Source organism: Andreesenia angusta (assembly GCF_001855385.1).
GTDB lineage: Bacteria > Bacillota > Clostridia > Tissierellales > Gottschalkiaceae > Andreesenia > Andreesenia angusta.
On record NZ_MKIE01000010.1, the window covers coordinates 1 to 19,210 of the forward strand.

Annotated in this window: 21 protein-coding genes; 20 read left to right on the plus strand and 1 reads right to left on the minus strand. The window is 43.4% G+C overall.

Going from position 1 to position 19,210, the window contains the following annotated elements:
• Positions 1-216: 216 nt before the first annotated feature.
• Positions 217-1,053 carry a hypothetical protein gene (locus EUAN_RS09830; RefSeq protein ID WP_071064161.1) on the minus strand — a complete coding sequence of 279 codons (837 nt, stop codon included), beginning with the start codon at positions 1,051-1,053 and terminating at the stop codon, positions 217-219.
• Between the two features lie 177 nt (positions 1,054-1,230).
• Between EUAN_RS09830 and EUAN_RS09835 the strand changes: the two genes are divergently transcribed.
• The 20 genes from EUAN_RS09835 (at position 1,231) to EUAN_RS09920 (ending at position 19,202) form a co-directional block, all read left to right on the plus strand.
• The gene (locus tag EUAN_RS09835; RefSeq protein ID WP_071064162.1) at positions 1,231-1,566 is read left to right on the plus strand and encodes a hypothetical protein; all 336 of its coding nucleotides are present in this window, start codon (positions 1,231-1,233) and stop codon (positions 1,564-1,566) included.
• Positions 1,567-1,569: 3 nt separating this feature from the next.
• Positions 1,570-2,976 (plus strand): RNA-binding domain-containing protein, encoded by a 1,407-nt coding sequence (locus EUAN_RS09840; RefSeq protein ID WP_071064163.1) that lies wholly within the window; start codon positions 1,570-1,572, stop codon positions 2,974-2,976.
• A 196-nt stretch (positions 2,977-3,172) separates the two neighbouring features.
• Complete coding sequence (locus tag EUAN_RS09845; protein WP_071064164.1) at positions 3,173-3,412, plus strand: hypothetical protein; 240 nt, start codon at positions 3,173-3,175, stop codon at positions 3,410-3,412.
• 15 nt (positions 3,413-3,427) lie between these two features.
• Positions 3,428-3,604, plus strand: a complete 177-nt coding sequence (locus EUAN_RS12275; RefSeq protein WP_084655891.1) for a YjfB family protein — start codon at positions 3,428-3,430, stop codon at positions 3,602-3,604.
• Between the two features lie 43 nt (positions 3,605-3,647).
• The gene (locus EUAN_RS09850) at positions 3,648-4,076 is read left to right on the plus strand and encodes a nucleotidyltransferase substrate binding protein (RefSeq protein WP_071064165.1); all 429 of its coding nucleotides are present in this window, start codon (positions 3,648-3,650) and stop codon (positions 4,074-4,076) included.
• Entirely contained in the window at positions 4,073-4,387 is a 315-nt protein-coding gene (locus tag EUAN_RS09855) for a nucleotidyltransferase domain-containing protein (protein ID WP_071064166.1), read from the plus strand. The genes EUAN_RS09850 and EUAN_RS09855 overlap by 4 nt, the downstream gene beginning before the upstream one ends.
• Before the next feature lie 141 nt (positions 4,388-4,528).
• Positions 4,529-4,882, plus strand: coding sequence for a hypothetical protein (locus tag EUAN_RS09860; RefSeq protein WP_071064168.1), 354 nt, complete (start codon positions 4,529-4,531; stop codon positions 4,880-4,882).
• Positions 4,883-4,946: 64 nt separating this feature from the next.
• Entirely contained in the window at positions 4,947-5,564 is a 618-nt protein-coding gene (locus EUAN_RS09865) for a hypothetical protein (protein WP_071064170.1), read from the plus strand.
• An 86-nt stretch (positions 5,565-5,650) separates the two neighbouring features.
• Positions 5,651-6,256: a hypothetical protein gene (locus EUAN_RS09870; protein ID WP_071064172.1), complete on the plus strand. Its 606-nt coding sequence runs from the start codon at positions 5,651-5,653 to the stop codon at positions 6,254-6,256.
• Between the two features lie 15 nt (positions 6,257-6,271).
• Positions 6,272-6,421, plus strand: a complete 150-nt coding sequence (locus EUAN_RS12700) for a rubredoxin-like domain-containing protein (protein ID WP_169817378.1) — start codon at positions 6,272-6,274, stop codon at positions 6,419-6,421.
• Between the two features lie 80 nt (positions 6,422-6,501).
• Positions 6,502-7,935, plus strand: coding sequence for a nicotinate phosphoribosyltransferase (locus EUAN_RS09875; protein ID WP_071064174.1), 1,434 nt, complete (start codon positions 6,502-6,504; stop codon positions 7,933-7,935).
• Between the two features lie 90 nt (positions 7,936-8,025).
• Positions 8,026-8,388, plus strand: coding sequence for a CBS domain-containing protein (locus EUAN_RS09880; RefSeq protein WP_097678078.1), 363 nt, complete (start codon positions 8,026-8,028; stop codon positions 8,386-8,388).
• Positions 8,389-8,411: 23 nt separating this feature from the next.
• Complete coding sequence (locus EUAN_RS09885; RefSeq protein WP_084655893.1) at positions 8,412-8,783, plus strand: flagellar protein FlaG; 372 nt, start codon at positions 8,412-8,414, stop codon at positions 8,781-8,783.
• Positions 8,784-8,798: 15 nt separating this feature from the next.
• Positions 8,799-11,384 carry a flagellar filament capping protein FliD gene (gene fliD / locus EUAN_RS09890; RefSeq protein WP_071064178.1) on the plus strand — a complete coding sequence of 862 codons (2,586 nt, stop codon included), beginning with the start codon at positions 8,799-8,801 and terminating at the stop codon, positions 11,382-11,384.
• Between the two features lie 31 nt (positions 11,385-11,415).
• Positions 11,416-11,835 carry a flagellar export chaperone FliS gene (fliS, locus tag EUAN_RS09895; protein ID WP_071064180.1) on the plus strand — a complete coding sequence of 140 codons (420 nt, stop codon included), beginning with the start codon at positions 11,416-11,418 and terminating at the stop codon, positions 11,833-11,835.
• Positions 11,822-12,235, plus strand: coding sequence for a hypothetical protein (locus EUAN_RS09900; protein WP_071064182.1), 414 nt, complete (start codon positions 11,822-11,824; stop codon positions 12,233-12,235). The genes fliS and EUAN_RS09900 overlap by 14 nt, the downstream gene beginning before the upstream one ends.
• A gap of 127 nt (positions 12,236-12,362) precedes the next feature.
• Complete coding sequence (gene hpf / locus EUAN_RS09905) at positions 12,363-12,896, plus strand: ribosome hibernation-promoting factor, HPF/YfiA family (RefSeq protein WP_071064184.1); 534 nt, start codon at positions 12,363-12,365, stop codon at positions 12,894-12,896.
• Between the two features lie 194 nt (positions 12,897-13,090).
• Positions 13,091-15,838, plus strand: coding sequence for a preprotein translocase subunit SecA (gene secA / locus EUAN_RS09910; RefSeq protein WP_071064186.1), 2,748 nt, complete (start codon positions 13,091-13,093; stop codon positions 15,836-15,838).
• Positions 15,839-15,873: 35 nt separating this feature from the next.
• Positions 15,874-16,993, plus strand: a protein-coding gene (prfB, locus tag EUAN_RS09915; protein WP_245674487.1) for a peptide chain release factor 2 whose coding sequence is annotated in 2 segments (ribosomal slippage) — positions 15,874-15,948 and positions 15,950-16,993 — 1,119 coding nt in all. Because the reading frame shifts where the segments join, the coding sequence is not laid out codon by codon here.
• Between the two features lie 37 nt (positions 16,994-17,030).
• Complete coding sequence (locus EUAN_RS09920) at positions 17,031-19,202, plus strand: Tex family protein (protein WP_071064188.1); 2,172 nt, start codon at positions 17,031-17,033, stop codon at positions 19,200-19,202.
• Positions 19,203-19,210: the final 8 nt, after the last annotated feature.

Consider the following 19,210-nt stretch of genomic DNA (forward strand, 5'->3'; position numbering starts at 1 on the left):
GGGTAGAGATATCCTGATTCTTGAAAGAAGATCGGCTATCAAGAAAGCCACTTATGAAAAAAGAAGACTATATAATGTCGGATAATTAAGCATAAAATTTGCGACATTTATTGACTAACTGAACGATCCATCATGACTCTTCTTAGGACTTTGAATAGCCTTGAAAAGAAGAGTATTAAAGAGAATTATTAAGATTAGATAGGGGGGGATGAGAAACTAAGGCATTTTGCCCTCTTTTTTCATCCTCCTGATTTTGTCCACAAGCCCCCAGTAGCTTCGGCCAAGAGCGTAGGCTATTTCCTTGTCTGTGCAGCCAGATTGCTTCATCGAGATTATAAGCTCTTCATCTTCAGCTGAGTAGGTTTTATCAATAGGGCTGAGAGAAGACTTTGTGATGGATTTGTCTGGGTGCGAGCGCTTAAGGTCTAAAAGCTTAGCCTCTAGTCTGGCTTCTAGGGTTACTTTGTATTTCATGCAGTCGACTTCGTTTACATACGGCTTGACTATTTCTATAAATTTCACGACTTCGCGGGCTTTATTTAGTTCCAAAAGATAGTTTTTTCCGTCAGGATGTTTTTTTAGCTTGAAATCTACTTTGAAGACTTTTTCTATATGGTCAGCTAATAGCTGGTTTTCGTGCTTTGAAAAGCAGAGAGTATATATAGATATCCTGGGGAAAGTGTATATGCTGCTCTTTTTTCTAGAGGTATCCATAACTAGAGTACCATCATCCATATAGAGGCAAGCGAGGCCTACTGGATGGTCTAGAAGGGAGATGTTTTCATCTGTAAGGGTTTTAACTCCATCTACATAGAAAAGATTGTATAGATCTGTAAACTCTTCTCTTGAAGGTGAGTAGACATTTCCATACTTTCCTCTGTCGCTAAATTGAAACCCAAGATTTTTAAGCATTTTGGCTTTCCACTTCCTGTAGCCGTCTTGCTTTTCACATCCATGCTCTCGATATCTTGCGTTTATACTTCGTCCATGTATGGACAGACAGCCGTCGCCTAGCAAGCTTCCAACTAATATGTTTCTCTCGATCTGATTCATATAAAAAACCTCCAAACATATGTTCTGTAATTATTATAACATAAATAGGTGTTAAGTATGTTAATGATATGATTTGGAATGCACACAATTGATTTATATAGAGATTGGAGGATAATTGGAAGTTAGATTCAATGAGTGATATAATACTGTATAGTTTAATTTTTAGGAGGATTCGATATGGGAATAGGAGGACATTCAATTTGCAAGCGATGTGAAAGATTTTTCAAGCAAAACGGACGGGATTTTTGCGACAGATGCCACGGCGTTATGGATGGCGAAGGCAAGTACATAAGAGATTATATAGAGCATAATCCTGGAGCCTCGATTATGGATATGTCGCTGGACTTGAATATATCCATGAAAAACATAAATCTTTTTTTGGAGAACCAGGGGTCGTTTCTGACTATTGTGGGAGAGGAAAAAGAGTTGGCTGAAGAGCTTAAGTCGCCTGTAAACAGCGAAAAAAGCTATAAGTCTGTGGGTATGTACATGACTAGGAGAAGGCGGAGGTAGAAAATGGAACTGACAAAAGAAATCTTAAAAGGTGAGAGTAAAGTTCTAGAGTTTAAAGAAAATATGCCAAATAATGAGTCTATAGCTAAAACTATTATTGCATTCTCTAATACTAGTGGTGGAAAACTCTTGATAGGTGTAAGTGATAAGAGGGAGATTATCGGGATTGATAAGAATTTAGATATATTTGATATTCAAGATAAAGTAGCCTCGATAATATACGATAATTGCTATCCAACTATTATCCCGGAGATATATACATCAAATATTGATGGGAAAATAATAATGGTTATAGAGGTGTTTAGGGGAAACTTGATCCCATATTTTATGAAGAAATATGGGGAAAACGAAGGAGTTTACATAAGAGTCGGAGCAACGAATAGAAAGGCGAGCTTTGAAAATATATTAGACTTAGAAAGACAGAGTAGAAGAATAAGTTTTGATGAGGAAATAAACTATGATGAAGATTTTGGCGATATGGACATAACCCCGGTTGAAAAGAGATTTAGAGATATGGGGAAGACTTTGGATTTAGAAAAGTTAAAGAACTTAAAATTAATTAAAGTAGAGAATGGCAGAGTTTATGCTACAAATGGGCTATCGATAATATTAGGGACGTTTGAGAACTGTATGGTAAAATGCAGTAGGTTTAAGGGAACTAGCATGGATGTATTTTTAGACAAAAAAGAATATATCGGAGACTTGTTTTCTCAAATTGATAAAATCGAGGGATTTATAAAGAGTCATATTAAGCTGAAATCTGAGATTAAAGGGCTTCAAAGAAAGGATATACTTGAAATACCAATTGAAGCTATAAGAGAGGCAATAGTGAATGCTATTGTACATAGAGACTATGCTAATAAGGGTAGGGATGTAAAAGTTGGAATATATGATGATATTTTAAATATAGTTTCTCCAGGAGGATTCCCGAGTACAATAACAGAGGAAGATATAATTAGTGGAAGATCTGAGGTCAGAAATAAAGTTATTGCTAGGGTTTTTAAGGAGTTAAACTATATAGAGCAGTGGGGAAGTGGTATAAATAGGATAAAATCTTCGTGTATAAAGCATGGCTTAAAGGAACCTTTAATTAAGGAGACTGGAGATTTTGTGAGCGTAGAAATATATAGAGAGCTGCCGGGAAGTGCCGATAAAGTGCCGGGAAGTGCCGATAAAGTGCCGGGAAGTGCCGATAAAAATATAGACTTATCAGATCAAGAAGTAAAAGTTTTAAATTATTTGAAAGATAATGCCAAAGTTACGACAAGTCAGACTATGAAACTGTGTAGTGTAAAGGAAAGAAGAGCTAGGATTATATTAAAAGGTATGGTTGAAAAGAGATTACTAAGAGTGGTCGGCAAAGGAAGGGCGACATGTTATACTGTAAATAATTTGGATGGACAAAAATAAAATATATACTGAGTATAAGATGCGGATTAACTACAGTAAGAAGTGGATAAATTGCTAGGTAGTGTATCTAATCTGCCTTAGTCGGTCTGCTAAGTTGAAAGCCATGGTAAATACGGCTGAGGTTTTGGATTGGATATCTAGGATATGTTATAATATAGATATACTGGACGTTGTGTTTCTGAAAGAGGTGGAAGGTATGGATAAGCAGATATTGGAATTATTGCAAAAGATGGATAGTAGGCTAGAAGAACATAGTCAGATACTAAGGGCATTGGATGAAAGAACGGAGCTCATATCAGCGGAAGTAGAGAATTTAAAACATGAAGTGGCTGAAACAAAAGGCGAAGTGAAGTCATTGAGGAAAGATTTAAACGCAGTGGAGCTTATAACTGCAAACAATTGGTCGGATATTGTAAGATTGAAAGCACTAAAATAGAAAGGTGGTGAAAATATGGATATAGCAGCGTTGTCAATGGGACTCAGTCAGATGAAGCTTGCAAACGAAGTTGGCGCTTCTGTAATGAAGTTGGCTATGGATACGGCAAAAGATCAGTCGGCTGAACTTACGAAGATGATGGAAATGTCGGTAAATCCACATATAGGCGGAAGCATAGACATAAAGCTCTAGAGGAAACTCTGGGGCTTTTTTCAAAGGAAAGTAGGTGAAATTTATGGATAAAAGCGATGTTCGCTGGATTCAACGCTTCAGCAACTACCAAAAAGCGCTAAGACAGCTTCAAAGTGCAATGGAGCTAAAGAAGGAAAGAAGTCTTTCGAACTTGGAAAAGCAAGGTGTTATACAGGCATTTGAATATGTTCACGAGCTGGGCTGGAAGACGCTGAAGGACTTTTTGGAGAGTAGAGGAAATACGGATATATATGGCTCCAGGGACGCTGCAAGAGCTGCTTTTTCACTTGGAATAGTGGAGGATGGAGAAGCTTGGATGCAGATGATAAAGAGTTGGAATCTCACAAGCCATACATACGACGAAAGCACTGCGGATGAAATTCTCTCCATGATATCGGATATATACTTCAAAGCTTTTATGGAGCTTGAAGATAAGCTTGAAGAGCTTAAACACGAGGAGCGCGTGCTATGAAGTATGGGTTGTCAGACAGAGTCTTAGAACAAATACTATCCGTACTTCGTAGATATGACAAAGTAGAAAAAGCGGTGATTTACGGGTCGAGAGCCAAAGGAAACTACAGACCAGGGTCTGATATAGATATTACGTTATTTGGAAAGGGCTTGACGATTCTAGACCTGCACAATCTAGAGATAATGCTCGACGAACTGTATTTGCCATATAGCTTTGACTTGTCTATATTTGAAAAGCTTCAGAACGAGGACTTGATTGACCATATAAACAGAGTCGGCAAGGTTATCTTCGATAGAGAAAAGCGAGTTTAAATTAGGTTAATCGTAAATTAGTTAATCATGATTAAGTTAATCGTGATTAACTAATTTTTAAACTTTTAGGTCAAAAGTACTAAAAACTTCCCCCACACCTGCCGATTAAAAGAGTAGATATATTTTGAACGGGGGATTGTGATGAGCTACAGTATATGCAAGAAATGCGAGAGGTTCTTCCCGAAAAACGGAAAGAACTACTGCGACAAATGCTATGACGGCATGAAGTCAGATGGAGATAAGATAAAGGAGTACCTAGAGTTACATCCCCAGGCCTCTATAATGGAGCTTGTGACAGAGCTCAAGGTATCTATGAAGAATATAAACCTGTTTTTGGCGGAAGGCGGGGCTGTAATTTCCACCCAGAAGACTCCAGACCAGTGGTTGAGCCCTAGACAGCAGGAGATGAAGGAAGAGGAAGAGCGGGAGCAAAAACTGTCCAGAAGAAGCTCGGGACGTTCCAGCATGAGAAGCACCAGAAGATCGTGGAGATAATTAAAGATAAGCAACTTGTATGTCGATATAATGGTTAACAGAAAAACATATGGAGGGGATTATTTTGAAAATACAGGGAGCAGGAAACCAATACAGAAACGACCAGGTGGAAATGAAGAAAAAGCTTGAAGAGCAGAAGCAGGCGAAAGGCTTGAATGGGGAAAAAGCTGAGAAATCGCAAGAGGTACTGGTTAAGGATAAGTTTGAAAAATCTGAAGCAGTAGCGGATGTGACTTACAAGAAACCTGAGTACAAGCCGGATGAAAACACAATAGCCAGAATAAAGGCAGAGACGGAGCAGATACACAGTAGCTTAAGAGAGATGGTAAAGCAGCTTCTAGAGCGCCAGGGGCTTACTTTCAAGGATATTGAAACGGCAGAGGCAAACGGAGAAGAGCTTAAGATAGAGATAGACGACGAGACTAGAGTCAAAGCCCAAGAGATGATAGACGAAGGTGGAGCGCTTAGCATAGAGAGCGTGAGCGACAGGCTTGTGGACTTTGCAAAGGCCATATCAGGCGGAGACAAGTCTAAGATAGGCTTGCTTAGAGACGCTATAAACGAAGGCTTCAAGCAGGCGGAAGAGATTTTCGGAGGAACGCTTCCTGAGATTTCACACAAGACGCTTGCAAGGACTATGGAGAAGCTAGATGCTTGGGAGAACGAGCAGGCTGAAGCATAGCTAGCATAAACTCTATTGACGTTTAAACCTCGTTGCGATAATATTGTTTAGAGTAGAAAACAAGATTGCGAGGAACGTGTAAATATATGAAGATCTATATTTTAGATAGAGAGTATGAATTTGAAAACGAAGAGCAGGAGCTAGACGATATACTGAAGACTATATACAGCGAATCCAACAAGAGCGGCAGGCACCTGGCCTATGCTGTCATAGATGGAAGAGATGTATACACAGACTTCAGAGAGTATATAGAGAAGCGGATAGATTCAATAAAGAGCATAAAAGTTGTGACAATGACTTTTCGGGAAATGATCAGGAACAGCATAATCAGCATAAGAGACTATATAGAAGAGGAGAAGGGTAATATTCTCTTTATAGCCAGGCAGTTTGAAGAGGGACCGGATGAAGATGTGATAAAGGACCTTGATGAACTGCTGGAGGGAATGGGCTGGATAATAGAGTATTTCCAGAGAGTGGATTCAACTCAGAACTTGGCCCATGTCATACCGGACTACTATATATGGAACGAGTATGCGCTGGATGTCTACAGACTCGGACAGGTGATAAACGACCTTGAGGAAGTGGTAATGAACGACGACGAAAAAGAGATTGGAGCCAAGATAGTGGACATACTGCCTGTGTTTGAAGATATGCAGGAAAAGCTAGACAGGCTTTATGCAGCTGGAGAATAAGCAAGGGGTGATTAGATGGAAAAACTTAAAAAAGATGAAGTTTGGTACTGTGTTCCATGTGGATATACTACAAAAGAGGAACAGCCACCGATGACTTGTCCGATATGCTATGCATCTTCAGATCAGTTTGTGATAAAGCATCAAGACGAGATAACAGGATATTAAGAGTATGGAGATTTCCATGCTCTTATTTTTTTTGTGCGATTGGGGTATAATGAAAAAAACGATACATAAGGAGATTCAAGATGAAAATAAAGAGAAATTTAAGCATGCTTACAGACTTTTACGAGCTCACCATGGGCAACGGATATTTGAAGAGTGGAATGGCGGACACAGTGGCTTATTTCGACATGTTTTTCAGGAAAATTCCGGACGCTGGAGGCTTTGTGATAAATGCAGGGCTTGAGCAGCTTGTGGAGTACTTTCAAAATCTTTGTTTTGAAGACGAAGACATAGAGTTCTTGAGGTCCAAGGGGATTTTCTCGGAGGAGTTTCTGGACTATCTTAAAAACTTCAAGTTCTCATGCGACGTATGGGCTATACCTGAGGGCACACCTGTATTTCCTCACGAGCCACTGCTTACGATAAGGGGACCTATAATACAGTGCCAGCTTGTGGAGACGATGGTGCTTTTGACTATAAATCACCAGAGCCTTATAGCTACAAAGTCGAACAGGGTTGTAAGGGCAGCGAACGGCCGTGGCGTTATGGAGTTTGGATCTAGAAGGGCGCAGGGCTATGATGGGGCACTTCTTGGGGCCAGAGCTGCCTATATAGGTGGATGCATCGGAACAGCATGTACACTTGCAGAAAAGGAGTACGGGGTGCCTGCTCTTGGAACTATGGCGCACAGCTGGGTGCAGAGTTTTGACACGGAGTACGAGGCCTTCAAGGCTTATGCAGAGACATATCCAGACGGTACGCTTCTACTTGTGGATACATACAACACGCTGAAATCGGGAGTTCCAAACGCCATAAAGATACACAACGAGGTTTTGAAGCCTATGGGGAAGAGCTTGTCTGGAATAAGGATAGACTCTGGGGACCTTGCATATCTCTCAAAGGAGGCCAGAAAGATGCTGGACTCTGCCGGGCTTTTCGACTGCAAGATAGTGGCTTCGAGCTCGCTTGACGAATACCTCATAAGGGACATAATAAGTCAAGGGGCGGAGGTGGATCTTTTCGGGGTGGGAGAAAACCTTATAACTTCCAAGTCATCCCCTGTATTTGGAGGGGTATACAAGATAGTGGCTGTTGAAAAAGAGGGCGAGATAGTGCCTAGAATAAAGCTGAGCGACAACCCGGAAAAGGTGACTACACCTGGATACAAGAGGGTTTACAGGTTCTACGATACAAATTCGGACAAGGCAAGGGGAGACCTTCTTACAATGCCAAATGAGACTATAGATACAAGTAGGGAGTATGTGCTTTTCGACCCTGTTCACACTTGGAAAAAGACTGTGCTTAAGGACTACTACGTGAAAGAACTTCAGGTTCAGGTTTTCAAGGACGGAGAGCTTGTGTACAAGCTGCCGACGCTTCCAGAGATAAAGGAGTACTCTGAAAGGGAAGTTTCAAAGCTCTGGGATGAGATGATGAGATTCGAGTTTCCGCAGAAATACCATGTGGACCTTTCCGAGCAACTTTGGGAACTCAAGATGAATATGCTTCAAAAATAGTTTTTGGGCTATAGAAATACTGGAAAAAAGCCGATAGATATGGCATAAGATATGCGGAGAGGGGAGATAATTTTGAAAGTCAGAGATATTATGAGTTCGCCGGCTATTACGGTGACTTTAGAGGATGCGGCCAAGTATGCGCTTGACCTTATGAAGGAAAAAGACGTGAATGGAACGCCTGTGGTGGATTCAAACGGAAAGCTTGAGGGGATGGTTGTAAAGGCTGACATATACAGGTTTCTTATAGAGCCCGGGCATATAGGCGACTGCCCTATAGACTGGGTTATGAGCAACGATGTAGTGAGCATAGCTCCAGATGAAACTGTCTACTCAGCCAACAGAAAGCTGAGAGACAAGAAGGTGACTTCTGTTCCTGTGGTTGAAGATGGAGTTGTTGTCGGAGTGGTTTCGTTCGAGGATCTACTGGATTATTACTTAGATAGAGAGTGCTAGAATTTAACTTAGGGAGAGTGAGGATGATGAACATAGCTGGTGGAGTGTCTTCAAGTCTTGATACGCCTGGAATAAGACCGATGGAGGCAAAAGAAAGGCCGTTGACTACTCAGGTTGAACAGAGTAAGAGCAGCCAAGAGAGCGAGAATAATCCGAAAGAGGAAAAAGTTGACTTAGAAAGTCTTCAGAGTCTTTTAGGCGGTGTCAACGATAAACTTGAGCCTTATGACACCCAAGTTCAGTTCTCCGTACATGAAAAGACAAAGCAGGTTATGATAAAGGTTGTAAATACAGCTACAAATGAGACTGTCAGGGAGATTCCTTCGGAAAAGCTTATGGATATAATGGCGAACTTGTTAGAAGTAGCAGGTATTTTAGTGGATGTTAAAGCGTAAAGGAGTTGATATATTATGGTAACTAGAATAAGCGGACTTGCGTCCGGTATGGATATAGATTCAATGGTAAAGCAGATGCTAAGTGTAGACAGAATAAAGGTAGACAAGGTTTCACAGAGCAAGCAAAAACTTGAATGGAAGCAGCAGCTTTACAATGATTTGAACAAAGAGATGGCTAATTTTCTTATAAACGCTAGAAAGAATTTGGGGCTTTCGAAAAATACTTCTACAGGAATTACTATAAATACTGGCCTGTCGAGTATAGGCTGGCATAAAACAGCTACAAGCTCGGATGACACGAAAGTCACGGCAACTGTTTTGGGGACAAACTCTTTCTCGGGGACGCATAGCTTGGAAGTTAAGAGCCTTGCTGAGGGAGTTACAGCTACAAGTACAGGTGCTATAGGAAATATAGATAAGAATGCAGCGACAGAGGGCTTGGGTTACTCTGGGACCTTTAAAATAAACGGGAAAGAAGTTACTGTAGAGACAAAAGATACGCTTTCTACGTTGGCCAAAAAGATAAACTCATCTGGTGCTGGAGTAAAGGCCAGCTATGACTCAACTCTGGATAGATTTTTTTTGCAGACGGATGCAGTTGGAGCTAGTGCAGAGCTGAAGATCGAAAGTGATAGCTCTGGTATAATAGCAGACCTTAAACTTGGAGTACAGTCAACTGATCAGACTTCTGTGACTCTGGATGCAAGCAAAGTGTACTCTACAGAAGGAAAAATAAGTGCTACAGGGACAGTAACGAGTGGAGCTATTAGGGGCAGTCAGTCTTATGGTCCAGGATATTCAGGTGAAATAAAAATAGGTGGAGCATCAGTCATACTCGCTAAGAGCGACAGTATGGCAGAGATAGTGCAAAAGATAAACAATGCTGGAGCGAATGTTAAAGCAAGTTATGACTATTCGACAGGGAATTTTTCACTTGAGAACACTAGTGGAGTTGATGTAGATATTGAAGGAAGCACTGCTTATGGAAGTTTTCTTTCTACAATGGGTGGGGTAGATGGAAAGCTGACTATTGGTGCTGCTACTACTAAAACAGAGAGTATATTAAACCCTACGGGATTAGGGTACTCAGGCACAATAAATATAGGTGGTAAAGATATTGTATTGAAAGAGCAGTACAATATGGAGGACATAGTGGACTTGATAAATGTGGAGTCAGGAACTACAAAAGTGACAGCTAGCTATGATTATGTTACTGGGAAGCTATCTTTTAATAACAGCAGTGGGGGGGATATAAGTATCTCTGGAGATGTTCCGAGTGGAGGAGATATTTCTCTTAAGAATATTTTAGGTATAGATTTAGTAGACGCTTTACCAGATAATATAGCTAACGGGACGACTGTCTATAGTGCTACAACTAATCCAGCGGGACTGGGTCATTCAGGAGAGATACAGATAAATGGTAAATTGCCTAAAATTACGATAGAATCGACAGATAGTTTGGATGATATTATTGGCAAAATAAATGGAGTTGATGGAATAACAGCTAACGTAACTGCAGGTGTGGTTTCCATTACCACAGATACAAACGGAATTGGACTGAATTTTACTGGCACCAATATCGGAGGAGCTGCTTTTATAAACTCGCTAGGACTCACTGTGGAAAGCGCATCCGTAGCTGGTACACTATCTGCAAATGGTAGCACTTACACTGGAGTTGACGGACAAGTCGAATACAACGGAATAGCTACCTCTGTAACAAGCAATAACTTCACATTCAACGGAGTAAACTTCACAGCAAAGGACGTAACCGAAGCAGGCAAGCCTGTAACTGTAACAGTAGCTACAGACACTCAAGTCGCTATGGACAAGATAAAGGACTTTGTGGAAGAGTACAATAAGATAGTTGAGAAGATGGGAAGTGTCATAGGAGAGAAGGCAAACAGAAACTACCAGCCACTTACTGAGGAACAAAAAGAAGTAATGACTGAAAAAGAAGTTGAGCTTTGGGAAGAGAGAGCCAAGAAAGGGCTTTTAAGCAGGGATGAAACTATAAACAGGACTCTTTCTAGCCTAAGAGGAAGTTTATATGACAAGCTTAAGAATGCGACTGGAACTTTCAGTCATATTTCAGAGATGGGTATAACTACGGAAAAATACACTTCGGGTTCGGTTGGTGGAAAACTTGCCATAGATGAAGAAAAACTTAGAGCAGCACTTAATTCAGATGCAGATTCTGTGCTTGAGATGCTTTTCAAAGATGGGGAAGCTTCTGATGTGACTTCATCAGGGACTACAAAAGAGGACCCTAGAGGGATATTTACAAGAATAAGCGACAACCTTATAGATGGAATGAAGAACATCATAGATAGATCTGGAACAGGTGATTCAGCTGACCTTTTCAGAAACGTAAAGTCCAATATGCTTATAGATTTTATAACTGGAAACAATATGTCGAAGCAGGGATCTATATCTATGCTGGACAAGGATATGCTGGATATGAGCAAGCAGATTGATAGCTTAAACACTTGGCTATTTAACAGGGAAAACGCCTACTATGCCAGATTTACTGCTATGGAAAAGGCGATGCAACAGGCTTCTGCTCAGAGTGGATGGCTTATGCAACAGACCGGAGGAAACTAAAAAAGTTTTGATTGAAAGGATGAATTTATAGATGGCAATAAACAATCCATATCAGCAGTACAAACAGAACTCCATAAACACAGCTACACCTGCGGAGCTTACTCTTATGCTCTACAATGGAGCTATAAAGTTCTCGCTTATGGCGAAGATGGCTATGGAGGAAAAGAACATTGAAAAGACAAATGAGGCCATACTCAGAGCTCAAGCTATAGTGCAGGAGCTCAACATGACACTCAATATGGACTATGAGATTTCGAAGGAATTTAGGGCGCTCTACACTTTTGTGCTTGAAAAACTATTGGATGCTAATATACAGAAAAAGACTTCAATAATAGACGACGAAGTTATGCCTATACTAGAGGGCATGAGGGACAACTGGAAGCTGGCTATAGAAGAGGCCAAAAAACCGGCCGGGGTCCAGAATGTAGGTAGTGCAAATGCCGGAGTCTAGAGCGCTAGAGCTGCTTGGTGAGAAGTACAAGCACCTTGAGGAGCTGAAGCGGCTTACCGAGCAGGAGCGAGAGCTTGCAGCAAGTGAAAGCGACGAGGATATATTTAAAATAGAGGCTGTTCTTAATCAGAAGAGCCTCTATATCTCTAAGATAGACGATATAGACGATGAGTACAGAGCGCTTGTACCTAGAAAGACAGACGAGATAAAGATGAAGGAAGCGGAGATAAAGTCGATACTTCAGGAGATTCTCTATATAGACCGCGAGAAGACTAGCATAATGGAGCGGAAATTCGTAGAGCTAAAGGGCAGCCTTAAAGGCGTGCGCCAGAATATCCGTGCCAACAAGGCCTACGGATACGAGGAAATCGGCACTATGTTTATAAATGAAAAGAAGTAGCATTTAAATACTTATTAAAAATATGTTTCTAGTGCGTATGGGCTGGGTATCATTCTACTAAGAAAAGTTATTAAGACTTTGAATAAAAAATAGAGATCAGAGAGAGAACTGAAGGGAGTTGTTTTTTATGTTAAATACAATCACAGGTAGAAATATCGAAATAACAGACGCGCTAAGGGACACAATAGACAAGAAGATGTCGAGGCTTGATAAGTATTTCCAAAAGGAGATGGATGCTACAGTAACACTTAATGTAGAGAAGCTTAGACAAATTGTGGAGGTTACAATTCCTTTCTCAGGAAGCATAGTTAGAGCAGAAGAGACAAGTGAGGATATGTACGCATCTATAGACAAGGCTATAGACGTGCTTGAAAGACAGATCAGAAAGCATAAAGAGAAGCTTAAGAACAAGAAGCACACTGACGAGACTATAAGGTTTGAAAATATAACATCTCTTCCGGCAGACGATGTAGAAGAAGAGGGGAAAGTTGTAAAGGTGAAGAAATTCCCTATAAAGCCTATGGATGAAGAAGAAGCTATACTTCAGATGGAGCTTTTAGGACACGCATTCTTCGTATTCCAAAACGGAGAGACTGGAGATACAAACGTAGTTTACAAGAGAAAAGACGGACACTACGGACTAATAGAACCACAAAACTAGAAAATGTAAGGCGACCTAAACGGGTCGCTTTTTTTACGTCTCTATTCTATGGAACTGTTCGTTTGGAGCACATGACTTTGTCTAAGAGTCAAGGTAAGTGCCTAAAGCAAGAGTCTTTTTAGGTTGTGAAAGAGGCTCTATAGTGATAAAATGATAGGATAACAGTGAAAAATCAGAACTCAGGGGTGACAGGATTGAAATTTTTAATAGAAAAGGTATTTGGAAGTTACAGCCAAAGAGAGATAAAGAAGATAGAGCCTATTGTGGACAAGATAGAGTTGCTGGACGGGGAGATAAGCGCTCTTTCTGACTCGGAGCTTAAGGCGAAGACTGCGGAGTTCAAGCAGAGATATACGGACGGAGAGAGTCTTGACGACCTGCTTGTAGAGGCATTTGCAGTTGTAAGGGAGGCCGCTTGGAGGGTGCTTGGGATGAAGCACTACAGAGTTCAGCTTATAGGTGGGGTTGTGCTTCACCAGGGAAGGATAGCGGAGATGAAGACAGGAGAAGGTAAGACGCTTGTGGCGACGCTTCCTGTCTATTTGAACGCGCTTTCAGGCAAGGGAGTCCACGTTGTGACTGTGAATGACTACTTGGCTCACAGGGACATGGAGCTTATGGGAAGGGTATACGGATTTCTAGGCCTTACTACGGGCTGCATACTGAACGACATGAAGAGTCCGGAGAGAAGGGCTGCATATGCGGCAGATATAACTTACGGTACAAACAACGAGTTCGGATTCGACTACCTAAGGGACAACATGGTTATATACAAGAGAGAGATGGTCCAGAGAGACCTTAACTTCGCCATAGTGGACGAGGTGGACAGTATACTTATAGACGAGGCTAGAACGCCGCTTATAATCTCTGGAGCAGGGGACAAGTCTACAGACCTTTATAGGATAGCCGACGCCTTCGTGAAGAAGCTTTCTGGAAGGATAATAGACCCTAAAGAGAAGAAAGACATGCTTTTCGACAGGGAGTACGTTATGGAGACTGTGGACTTCACAGTGGACGAGAAGGCCAAGTCTGTAAACCTGACAGAGGTAGGGGTGGAGAAGGCTGAGAAGTTCTTCTCGGTCGAGAACCTTGCTGACCCTGTAAACATGGAGACTCTTCACCATATAAACCAGGCGCTAAAGGCCAACAATATCATGAAGAGGGATATAGACTATGTTGTAGTTGAAGGCGAGATACTTATAGTGGACGAGTTCACTGGAAGGATAATGTACGGTAGAAGGTACAGCGAGGGACTTCATCAGGCCATAGAGGCCAAGGAAGGGCTTGAAGTTAAGAGGGAGTCTAAGACGCTTGCGACTGTGACTTTCCAGAATTACTTCAGGATGTACAAGAAGCTGTCTGGTATGACAGGTACAGCCAAGACGGAGGAGCAGGAGTTCAGGGACATCTACAAGGTGGACGTAATAGAGATACCTACAAACAAGCCTATAGCGAGACTTGACTACCCGGACGTAGTCTACAAGAACATAGCTGGCAAGATGAAGGCCGTTGTAAAAGAGATAAAGGAAAAGCACGAAAAGGGACAGCCTGTGCTTGTGGGTACTATCTCAATAGAGACTTCGGAGTTCTTAAGCAAGATGCTTAAGCGCGAGGGGATAAAGCACGAGGTGCTAAACGCCAAGTACCACGAGCGTGAGGCGGAGATAATATCTCAGGCCGGTAGATACGCAGCCGTGACTATAGCTACAAACATGGCCGGACGTGGTACCGACATAATGCTTGGAGGAAATGCCGAGTTTATGGCCAAGAGGGAGCTTAAGAAAAACGGGTACTCTGAAGAGGCCATAGCTTCTGTAGATGGAAGCACTGAGACAGACAACGAGGAGATAGTTTCGGCTAGAGCTGAGTACAAGGAGCTTCACGCTAAGTACAAGAAGATGACTTCAGAGGAAAACGCCAAGGTGCTTGAAGCTGGCGGACTCCACATAATAGGTACTGAAAGGCATGAGACTAGGCGTATAGACAACCAGCTTAGAGGGCGTGCCGGACGTCAGGGAGACGTGGGTTCTTCCAAGTTCTTTGTTTCGCTTGAAGATGATTTGATGAGGCTTTTCGGAAGCGAGAGGATACAGGGGCTTATAGAGTCGCTTGGAATGCCGGAGGACGAGCCGCTTGAGCACAAGATGCTTTCAAGGTCTATAGAGAGTGCCCAGAGGAAGATAGAGGGCAACAACTTCAGTATCAGAAAGCACGTGCTTCAGTACGACGACGTAATGAACAAGCAGAGAGAGGTTATATACGAAGAGAGAAGAAAGGTGCTTGAAGGCGAGAACTTGAGAGAGTATATAGATTCTATGGTGGAGAACACCATAAACGGCGCTGTAGACACTTATACGGCCGACGGAAAGTATCCAGAGGAATGGGATCTTGCGGGGCTTGAGAACTATCTGGAGGGAGTGCTTCCGCTTAAGGGAAGGGCTGAGATAGACGATGTGAACAGCCTTACAAAAGAGAGCCTTAAAGAGAAGCTAGTGGCCGCTGCCAAGGAGATATACGACGAGAAAGAGCAGGAGATAGGCGTGGAGACTCTAAGAGAGCTTGAGCGTGTGATACTGCTTAGGGTTGTAGACACAAGATGGATGGACCATATAGACGCCATGGATCAGCTTAAGCAGGGTATAGGGCTTAGAGCTATGGGCCAGGAAGACCCTGTGAGGGCATACCAGGTGGAAGGATTCGACATGTTTGAAGAGATGATAGAGAGCATACAAGAAGAGACTATAAAGAACCTTTACCACCTTGAGAGATCTGACAAGATGGAGAGAGAGAGAGTTGCAGAGCCTGTGATGGCAGTGCATGGAGACGAGGTTTCGGGCGGAAAGACTGTGACTGTGGAAGACAAGGTCGGCAGAAACGATCTATGCCCATGCGGAAGCGGCAAGAAGTACAAGAAATGCTGCGGAGTCGGAGAAAACGAATAGAGAAAAATAGACAAGAGTTTGGAGTGGGAATTTTGATTGTAAATCTAGAGTGCTACAAGGAAAAGCTAGACTTTTTCATAAAGGAACTGCAGGAATTAGGTGAATCCCTTTGACAAGGGATTGCTTGAAACTGAGATAGAGAAGCTGGAGCAGGAGACTATGTCTGAAGGCTTCTGGGACGACTCTTCAAAGGCGCAGGAGACTGTGCAGAAGATGAACGCGTACAAAGAGAAGCTAGACGAGTATCTGGAGCTTGAGTCGCTTGTGGAAGACTCAGAGCTCATACTGGAGCTTTCGGAGAGCTGCGACGACGAGTCGTGCATAGACGAGCTGAAGGACAATCTCAAGAAGCTTGAAAAGCAGGTAGACGAGTTCAGGCTGAAGACTCTCCTTTCGGGGGAGTACGACGCCAACAACGCCATAATGGCGATACACGCCGGAGCGGGGGGGCTGGAGGCACAGGACTGGGCCGAGATGCTGCTTAGGATGTACAAGCGTTGGGCTGAATCTAAGAACTACAGTATAGAGATAATAGACTATATAAAGGACACCGAGGGCGGCATAAAGTCGGTAACTATGATTATAAAGGGCAGAAACGCCTACGGCTATCTGAAGAGCGAGAAAGGGGTCCACAGGCTTGTCAGGATTTCTCCTTTCGACTCTTCGGGAAAGAGGCACACTTCTTTTGCATCTGTGGATATCTCTCCTGAAATAGGGGACGATGTGGACGTGGAGATAAACCCTGTGGATCTTAAGATAGATACCTACAGGGCCAGCGGGGCTGGTGGACAGCATGTAAACACCACTGACTCTGCCATCAGAATAACACATCTTCCTACGGGGATAGTTGTGCAGTGCCAGAACCAGAGGTCTCAGCACAGCAACAAGGCCACGGCCATGAGGATGCTTATCTCAAAGCTTGTTGACCTTAAAGAGGCGGAGCAAAAAGAAAAGATAGAGGATCTTCAGGGTAACTACAACCAGATAGGCTGGGGGTCGCAGATAAGGTCCTATGTTTTCCATCCGTACAGCATGGTGAAGGACCACAGGACTAACGCCGAGGTCGGAAACACGGACAGCGTTATGGACGGGTGTATAGATAAGTTTATAAATGAATATTTAAGCTACAAGGCAAAGCAAAAAGAGAGTCTCTAGTGGGATTCTCTTTTTTAGAGAGAAGAGGGTGGAATAGATGGATATATTAAAGCAACTTCAAGACGAATTCAGGCTAAAGCCTTTTCAGGTCAACAACACGGTGAAGCTTATAGACGAGGGGAATACTATCCCCTTTATAGCTAGGTACAGGAAAGAGCAGACAGGAACGCTTGACGACGTCACGCTTAGGGAGCTTGACGAAAGGCTTTCGTACCTTAGAAACCTGGAGGGCAAGAAAGAGGAGATAAAGAGACATATAGAGGAGCAGGGTTCGCTTACAGAGGAGCTTACGGCAGAGATAGAGAAGGCGACGACTATACAGAGGCTTGAAGACCTATACAGGCCGTACAGGCCAAAGCGAAGGACGAGAGCCACTATGGCCAAGGAAAAAGGTCTAGACTCGCTTGCTGACCTTATATTCTCGCAGTCCGAGACGTGCGGAGACATAGCGGAAATAGCTTCAGGATATATAGACTCGGAAAAAGGCGTATCCAGCGCTGAAGAGGCGCTTGCGGGAGCTATGGACATAATGGCCGAGATGATCTCGGACGACCCAGCCCACAGAGAGGTAATCAGAAAGAAGCTGTACGAGGAGAGCGTACTCGAGACTTCGGAGATACCACTCAAGGACGGGGAAGAGGAGAGCAAAAAGACGGACAGATCTACCTATGAGATGTACTTCAGCTACACCGAGCCTGTAAAGAAGGTTCCAAGCCACAGGGTACTTGCTATAAACAGGGCGGAGGCCGAAAAGGTGATAAAGGTAAAGCTGTCCAGCTTAGAGGAGACTATAGTCCCGCTTTTAAAAGCCAGAATAGTCTCGCAGAGCAAGAGCTTAGGGAGAGAGTATTTAGAGGAGAGCATAGCGGACAGCTACAAGAGGCTTATCTTCCCTTCTGTGGAGAGGGAGATCAGAAACGAGCTTACGGAGTCTGCTGAGGCCCAGGCTATAAAGGTCTTTGGGCTGAATCTTCAGCCGCTTCTACTCCAGGCACCTATAAAGGACAAGGTGGTCATGGGGTTCGACCCTGCCTACAGAACAGGGTGTAAGCTGGCCGTGGTGGACGGAACAGGAAAGCTGCTGGAGTACACCACCATCTACCCTACGCAGCCTCAGAACAAGGTGGCGGAGTCCAAGGCGACGCTTGCATCGCTTGTGGAGAAGCACGGGGTGGACATCATAGCCATAGGAAACGGAACAGGCTCTAGGGAGTCGGAAGCCATAGTCTCGGAGCTTATCACGGAGATGAAGAGAGAGCTATACTACACGATAGTAAACGAGGCTGGGGCTTCTATCTACTCGGCTTCTGCGCTTGGAGCGAAGGAGTACCCTGATGTGGACGTGTCTATAAGGGGAGCCATATCTATAGCGAGAAGACTTCAGGACCCGCTTGCGGAGCTTGTGAAGATAGATCCCAAGCATATAGGTGTAGGGCAGTACCAGCATGACCTCAACCAGTCTAAGCTGGACGAGACGCTTAAGAATGTGGTGGAGGACTCTGTAAACAGCGTAGGAGTGGACTTGAACACGGCCTCTTCGTCGCTCCTTGGGTATGTATCCGGGATAAGCGCATCTGTTGCGAAAAACATCTGCGACTACAGGGAGGAGAATGGAAAGTTTGAAAGCCGCTCCGAGCTGCTGAAGGTCAAGAGGCTCGGGAAGTCCACTTTTGTGCAGTGTGCAGGGTTTCTCAGGATTTCCGGCGGGAAAAACATATTGGACTACACGGGAGTCCATCCAGAGTCGTACGATGCCACGGAGAAGCTGCTTGAAAAGCTCTCTGTGGAGAAGTCTGACTCAGGGCTGAAGTCTGTAGACTGGGAGCCGATTGAGTGCAGGGTTACAGAGCTTGCGTCCGAGCTTGGGATAGGGGAGATCACTCTTTCCGACATAATCTCTGAGCTCAAGAAGCCTGGAAGAGACCCAAGAGAGGACATGCCTGCCCCTGTATTTAGGACAGATGTGCTCAAGATGGAGGACCTAAAGCCCGGGATGGTGCTGACTGGAACTGTGAGGAATGTGGTTGACTTTGGAGCTTTTGTGGATATCGGGGTCAAACAGGACGGACTTGTCCACATATCTCAGCTGTCCGACAGGTATGTGAAAAACCCTATGGACGTGGTCGCTGTAGGTGATAATATAGAGGTGAAGGTGCTGGAAATTGACCTTAAAAAGCAGAGGATAGCGCTTAGTAGAAAGGATATTTAGAGAAAGAC